This is a genomic window from Advenella sp. (genome assembly GCF_052108595.1).
In the GTDB taxonomy this organism is placed as follows: domain Bacteria; phylum Pseudomonadota; class Gammaproteobacteria; order Burkholderiales; family Burkholderiaceae_B; genus Advenella.
This window is the reverse complement of sequence record NZ_JBQEAU010000171.1, coordinates 200-6,377: the sequence shown is the minus strand read 5'-3', so window position 1 is coordinate 6,377 and position 6,178 is coordinate 200. Positions and strand designations below refer to the sequence as shown.

Sequence of the window (6,178 nt, the reverse complement as noted above, 5' to 3'; positions counted from 1 at the left end):
TGCGAGCAATACCGGCAGCGATGCGCCAGGGTGAACCAACATGCGATGCTTTATGATTTGTTCTGCTGCAACTGCCTGATCACCGCATCGGCCACACCAACTGAAGAGGCCGGATTTTGCCCTGTAATTAGCCTGCCGTCGACAACGATATGCGGCTGCCAATCATCGCCGCTGGTATAGTGGGCGCCATGGTCTTTGAGCATATTCTCAACCAGAAAGGGAACAACATCGGTCAGTCCCACCGCCTCTTCTTCTGCGTTACTGAATCCAGTCACGTTCCTATCGTTAACCAGAAACTGACCCTCAGCCGTTTTCACGTGGCGAAACACAGCGGGAGCATGACAGACAGCGGACACGATCTTGCCACTTGAATAAACGTCTTTGATCAACGCCATGACGTAGCCGTTTTCCGCCAGATCCCATAAGGGCCCATGTCCCCCGGGGAAAAAGACGGCGTCAAATGATCCGGCCTTCACATCGGCCAGACGCTGCGTAGTTGCCAGCACGGACTGTGCCTGCGGATCGTTCTTGAAGCGTTGAGTCGCTGCTGTCTGGGCGTCTGGCTCATCGCTTTTTGGATCCAGCGGCGGCTGTCCGCCCAGCGGAGACGCCAGCGTGATATCGGCGCCACTATCGAGGAACGCATAATAAGGAGCCGCAAATTCTTCCAACCAGAAGCCGGTTGGTTTGCCTGTCGCACCCAGTGTGGCGTGTGAGGTGAGTATCATCAAAATCTTCATCATATTCTCCTGTTGTACCATTCAATAGTAGCATTGCAAAAAACCGAGCCAAAGAGCAATTCATTATCACACGCGCCACGAACAAACAGTGTCAAATTACTGAAAGATGCGCCGCCTACAATGACACCAGCTGCACGGACCGCCTTGCGCACAGACTGGAGCCATCATGAATACGCAATCGACCAACCGCAGACGCGATGCATGCAGTCTGCGGATCAAAAATGACGATATTGTGCTGATCGATCTCGCTGCCAGCGCTCGCGGCATGACACGCACCGATTTTATCGTCGTCGCGGCAAGGGAAGCAGCCCGTAGCGCCTTGCATTCAGGCGCCCCGGTTGCACTCGCGCCCGATGCCAACCATGAGCGCATTCGTTAATAGATTTTTCCCGTTTCACAAGCACTCGGTCAACGCCTACCGAGGTCTTTCACCCCGGCCTGCTCTCCTGCAACTTGCACCACCACCGCTAGCGCACTAACTGGCGTGGGCGATATGAATCCGATACTTGCCAGTGCCAGCACCGGGCAGTCTTTTTTTTGAAGTATATGATTTTTTTTTATCACTTTAAGAGTTTAAAGAACGCGGCGTGGCAGTCCGTCTGATATCGGTGCCTGCTCGTGTTTTGCCTGCTTTTGGTGCATGTAGAAACGAAAGACACAAGTTGCACTTTTTATTACACATTTTCCTGTATTCAAGCCATCAAGAATCTTTCTTACGGTTACCGCCTATCGGCTGTCTACGAGGGCGGTAGTAAGCTTTGTACCATGCACAATCATTTGCTCACGTTGATCGTGGATCCTCTAGCCAGTCGGGCCTTCAACAAGGCAATTGGTCCAGATCAACCGGGAACCCCAACCAAAAAATGAAAATACTGTATACCAACTTTCACACCAGCCCCGGCATTGGGGGCCATACCTCGTACATCACCAGGCTGATCGCCGGGCTTAACCCCGATCACGACATTGCAGTTGCCGTTCCTGCGCAAAGCGCCCTCTTCCGTATTGCAAGTGCAATTGGCGAGGTTCGGGTATACGCACAGGATTACCCCAGCAAACTGCAGCAATTGCCAGCCGCAGCCACCCACCTGTGCGGTATTTTGCGCAAGGGCCAATATGATGTCGTACACGTCAACGGGACTGCGGATCACCGCCTGGTCATGCTTGCCATGCTGGGGCTGCGCCGCAAGCCTGCGATTGTTTTCACCAAACACAATGACCATCCAACAGACTCTGTCGGTTCACAGCTGCGCGCCCGTTTCGGGACAGATCACTGCATTGCCGTATGTGATTTTGTCGCCGATCGACTGGCCGGCGGCCCCTACGATCGAGCCGGCGTCACGACCATTCACAACGGCATCAATACAGACTATTTCAGCGCTCGTAACGGCGGCGATACCCGCTCGATGCGCCAATCCATTCTGGGATTGGCCGACGACTCGCGCATTCTGCTGGGCAGCAACGCCGGTACGACAGAGTACAAGGGCTGGATAGACATGGTGCGCGCGCTGGCGCAATTGGACCCGCGCCGGATCGATCGCCTGCATATTGCGATCGCCGGCCCGCGCGCCCCGCAAAAGCTGCTGGATGAAGTGCAGCAACTGGGCATGACCAGGCACATCAGTTTCGTGGGCGATCTGGACGATGTCCGATCCTTTATCGGCGCCATTGATGTCGGCTTTGTTCTATCCTATCGTGTTGAAACAATATCGTTCGCATGCCGTGAAATGATGGCTATGGGCAAACCGGTAATCGTGACCAGGCAAGGGGGACTTCCGGAAAACATTGACGCCGAAACGGACGGCTGGGTGATCCCGCCGCGCGATCCGCAAGCTTTGGCCGCCTTGCTGGAGCATATCGTTCAGGGTCATTATGATCTGCGCGATATGGGGCGCGCTGCCCGCAGCAAAAGCGAACAGCGTTTCGGTCAGGCAAAATTTATCAGCGCGACAGAAAACGTGTATCGCAAGGCCTTGCAACGCCATGCACGCCCTCAGGCTGCAGCCATTAGCTAGCGTTGTTTCTGACGACGCCACTGCCAGGGCGGCACAGGTTTTTTGTCTTTCCATAAGCCGCGACGCAGGCGTCGGGCCAGATCTTCCGCTTTGTAATAGGCAGTGTCCGTGACATAGTTCCGATAGGCCCATGCGTAGCCACTGGAAACCATCTGCATATTGATATTTTCCTGGTCCAGATAAACGGTGCCAACCACCCGTCCATAGCGGTCGCGTTTACCTGCCTGCACTGTCACGGTCCTGCGATAGACAGCATCAGACAAAAACTTTTTGGCAGCCCGTGCGTATGGCATACCGGATTCCGGTGCGTCAATCTGGGCCAGCCGGATTTTGTGCTGCTGCCTGGCCTTATCCAGGATGGTCAGCGTGTCTCCGTCTGCAACCGCCACTACCCAGCCTTCAAGCCAGGTTGCCGCGAACACCGGCGGTACCGGTGCGATCACGATGATCGCGATCAGCCAACGCAATATTTCAGATGACATCAAGTTCAATCCTGGCAGCCAATTCAATCAACAGGCAGGCTCGTGCCACGGACACATGTGCATCCGTTCTGCCATATTGCCGGCAGCCGCCAGTGATCCGCCAGCCCTGTTGCCCATCGCACAGGCCGATCCGGGTAAATATGTCACTCTGATTCCACTCACCACTGCCCGTAGAACACGCCGGCCTGCTTGTATTTATTCGTCTGCTTGTCCACTTCCTCTTCGGTCACGGTCGTGCGCCGTTTAAGGCCGGCAAACCAGTCCAGCAGCCGCTGTTTCATCTGACGCCTGATCGATTCATACTCGGGGTGGTCCCCCAAATCATTGAATTCGTCCGGATCGTTCTGCAAGTCAAACAACTGGGGTCTCTCTGTACTCCAGTAAACATAACGCCACCGGTCTGTACGCACCGACCACGCCCGGCATTCGCTTGTGGATTTGCCCAACGTCAATCTGGCTTGCCGATAACTGTAATCCAGTTCAGAAAAGACACAATCGCGCCAGGTTACCGACTCGTTATGGACGAGAGGCTGAAGCTGCCGCCCCTCAACCCGATGGGCCGGGATGTGCATGTCCAGCGCCGCCAATATGGTCGGCACGATATCCACGCTTTCCACCAGCCGTGATTCGCGTCGGCCGCGGGTCGCATCGGCCTGCTCGGAAGGATCATAGATGATCAGCGGAACCCGTTGCACGACATCGTAAAATAGTTCCTTCTCGCCAAGCCAGTGATCGCCCAGCAGGTCACCATGATCGGCGGTAATGATGACCAGTGTGTTGTCCATCAGACCCGCAGATTCCATGTAATCGAAAAGCCTGCCCAGATGGTCGTCCAGCTGTTTGATCAGTCCTTGGTAAGCCGGGCGCACCCGCGCCACACACTCATCGCTGGAGAAACTGAGACTTTCCTCCTGCTGGCGATAGGCTTGCACCACCGGGTGCGCATGTTCTTTTTCGTACTCGGTCCGGCGCACGGGCAGGCACTGTTGCGGCGAGTACATTGCATGATACGGAGCCGGCGCCACATAAGGCCAATGCGGCTTGACGTAACTCAAGTGCATCACCCATGGTTTATCGCCGGCCGATTGCATATACGATATGGCGCAATTGGTCATATATGCGGTTTCGGAATGCGCTTCTTTTACCCGGGCAGGAAAATTGACATTGCGCATATGCCAGCCGCTTTGCACCTGGCCCTGGTCATCCTCTACCGCAATGACATAATCGGTCCACGGATCCGGGCTATCGTAGCCCTGCGCTTTCAAATAAGCAGGATAACCGCTTTCTGCCCCGGGTTCATGATGACCGTCATAGCGGTCAAGCTGCACGAAACCGCCTTGTCGCAAGAGCACGCCAAGTTCGCTCTGGCCATCGATGTTCAATCGCTCCAGTCCGTGGTTATCCGGCATCACGTGGGTCTTGCCGGCCAGCACCAGATCAATGTCGCGTGCCTTCAGATACTCGCCCAGGGTCGCTTCGTCAATGGACAACGGCACACGATTCCATGTTGCGCCGTGTGAGGACGGATAGCGACCGGTGTAATAGCTCATCCGCGACGGCCCGCACACCCCCGAGTTGACAAAGGCCTGCTCGAACAGGACGCCCCGCCTGGCAAGGCTGTCAATATGCGTCGTCTGAAGATGGGGATGCCCATAACAACTCAGATGATCGGCCCGAAGTTGATCCGCCATGACGAACAATACGTTTTTTACTTTTGCCATATCTTGTTTACTTGCCTACCTTGAAGCCGGAATCACGAACAACAGGTTCCCATTGCTGTCTGAATGCATCAATCGCCTTGCGTGTCTGTGCGGCATTGGCTTGCACTGGGACAAGATTGACCGAACGGATCTCTTTCTGAACCGTCGCGTCAGCCATGGCTTTACTGATGGCATCGCCCAGATAGGTCACAACTTCATCGTCCATCGAGGACGGCGCAAATACGGCGTTCCAGCCTGTCGCTCGGATATTGATCCCGGCCTCGTGAAACGGCGCGACATCGGGCAGGCTTGCGTCCCGCTTTTCGCTGGAAACGCCCAGCACCTTCACCTTGCCGCCTTTGGCCATGGGTATGAAGGTATCCAGGGTATCGATGGCAACCGGAATATTGGCGCCCGCCAGGTCTGTGAGCAATTGCGATGACCCTTTATAGCCGACAATTTCCGGCTTCAGCCCAAGTTTGTCGGCCAGCATGAGGCCAAAAAAGTGCGGCAGGCTACCTGTTGCCGGCACGCCGATATTGAGCAGCTGCGGATTGGCTTTGGCCCACTGTACGAATTGCTCAACTGAATTGACCTTGCTGGATGCCGGCACGCCGAGCGCAAAACTATATTCGGTGACAAGAGAAACCGGCTTGAAATCCGCTTGCGGATCGTAATTGAGATCAGAAAAAACGATCGGCGCAATCACGGTGACTGCCGGGTTTCCCAGCATCAGAACGTTCGCGCCTTTCTTTGTGTTTTTCAGGTCAGCCGCAGCAATCCTGCCGCCGCCGCCCGGTTTATTTTCCACAATGACGGGCACCCCGATTTCCTTGGCCAGAGCCCTGGCCAGAATCCGAGCCGCGTTATCACTTGCCCCTCCGGGAACATACCCAACCGTCAGTGTGACCGGTTCCGTAAACTTGGGGGTTTGCGCCCATGCTGTCATCGCTGCCGGCAACAGCCCGACAGCCAGAAACCACGGCTTGAAACGTATCATCATCTGAGTCTCCCGATTTTCGTTATGGCCCATGTCGCGCCAGCAACGACAGGCGAGCGCAGCAGCAACAGAGCATTGATAAGCTCATTATTTTAGCTGAATTGGCGGCAGATAACGCGTATGGCACGGGATCATCGGCCAAGGGGGGACGCAATGGAGGACGCACGAAGCACCCCGCGCGGGTTGCTTGTTGCTTGTTGCTTGTTGCTTGTTGCTTGTTGCTTGTTGCTTGTTGCTTGTTGCT

The 6,178-nt window shown here is 55.4% G+C and carries 7 protein-coding genes; 2 read left to right on the top strand and 5 right to left on the bottom strand.

Features of this window, described 5'->3' with window-relative positions; genetic code table 11:
• Positions 1-50: 50 nt before the first annotated feature.
• Positions 51-740 carry a type 1 glutamine amidotransferase domain-containing protein gene (locus ACTIKR_RS19990; RefSeq protein ID WP_193089546.1) on the bottom strand — a complete coding sequence of 230 codons (690 nt, stop codon included), beginning with the start codon at positions 738-740 and terminating at the stop codon, positions 51-53.
• Between the two features lie 166 nt (positions 741-906).
• Here ACTIKR_RS19990 and ACTIKR_RS19985 point away from each other — a divergent pair, with 166 nt between their 5' ends.
• Together ACTIKR_RS19985 and ACTIKR_RS19980 are read left to right on the top strand one after the other, a co-directional pair.
• The gene (locus ACTIKR_RS19985) at positions 907-1,119 is read left to right on the top strand and encodes a type II toxin -antitoxin system TacA 1-like antitoxin (RefSeq protein ID WP_442328822.1); all 213 of its coding nucleotides are present in this window, start codon (positions 907-909) and stop codon (positions 1,117-1,119) included.
• Positions 1,120-1,603: 484 nt separating this feature from the next.
• Positions 1,604-2,752: a glycosyltransferase family 4 protein gene (locus tag ACTIKR_RS19980; protein WP_442328821.1), complete on the top strand. Its 1,149-nt coding sequence runs from the start codon at positions 1,604-1,606 to the stop codon at positions 2,750-2,752.
• On the opposite strand, the gene ACTIKR_RS19975 is transcribed toward ACTIKR_RS19980, so the two are convergent.
• The 4 genes from ACTIKR_RS19975 to ACTIKR_RS19960 all read right to left on the bottom strand — a co-directional run.
• A complete protein-coding gene (locus ACTIKR_RS19975; protein ID WP_442328820.1) occupies positions 2,749-3,234 on the bottom strand; it encodes a thermonuclease family protein in 486 nt (161 codons plus the stop codon). The two genes, ACTIKR_RS19980 and ACTIKR_RS19975, sit on opposite strands and share 4 nt — an antisense overlap.
• Positions 3,235-3,392: 158 nt before the next feature.
• Positions 3,393-4,955 carry a sulfatase-like hydrolase/transferase gene (locus tag ACTIKR_RS19970; RefSeq protein ID WP_193089447.1) on the bottom strand — a complete coding sequence of 521 codons (1,563 nt, stop codon included), beginning with the start codon at positions 4,953-4,955 and terminating at the stop codon, positions 3,393-3,395.
• Between the two features lie 7 nt (positions 4,956-4,962).
• Positions 4,963-5,937: a Bug family tripartite tricarboxylate transporter substrate binding protein gene (locus ACTIKR_RS19965; RefSeq protein ID WP_442328819.1), complete on the bottom strand. Its 975-nt coding sequence runs from the start codon at positions 5,935-5,937 to the stop codon at positions 4,963-4,965.
• Between the two features lie 19 nt (positions 5,938-5,956).
• On the bottom strand, positions 5,957-6,178 hold a 222-nt coding region (locus tag ACTIKR_RS19960), incomplete at its 5' end, for a hypothetical protein (protein WP_442328818.1).

Excerpts from the sequence above, each read along its gene's own strand:
- ACTIKR_RS19985 (WP_442328822.1), top strand. The coding sequence starts at position 907 with ATGAATACGCAATCGACCAACCGCAGACGCGATGCATGCAGTCTGCGG.
- ACTIKR_RS19965 (WP_442328819.1), bottom strand. The coding sequence starts at position 5,937 with ATGATGATACGTTTCAAGCCGTGGTTTCTGGCTGTCGGGCTGTTGCCG.
- ACTIKR_RS19990 (WP_193089546.1), bottom strand. The coding sequence starts at position 740 with ATGAAGATTTTGATGATACTCACCTCACACGCCACACTGGGTGCGACA.
- ACTIKR_RS19975 (WP_442328820.1), bottom strand. The coding sequence starts at position 3,234 with ATGTCATCTGAAATATTGCGTTGGCTGATCGCGATCATCGTGATCGCA.
- ACTIKR_RS19980 (WP_442328821.1), top strand. The coding sequence starts at position 1,604 with ATGAAAATACTGTATACCAACTTTCACACCAGCCCCGGCATTGGGGGC.
- ACTIKR_RS19970 (WP_193089447.1), bottom strand. The coding sequence starts at position 4,955 with ATGGCAAAAGTAAAAAACGTATTGTTCGTCATGGCGGATCAACTTCGG.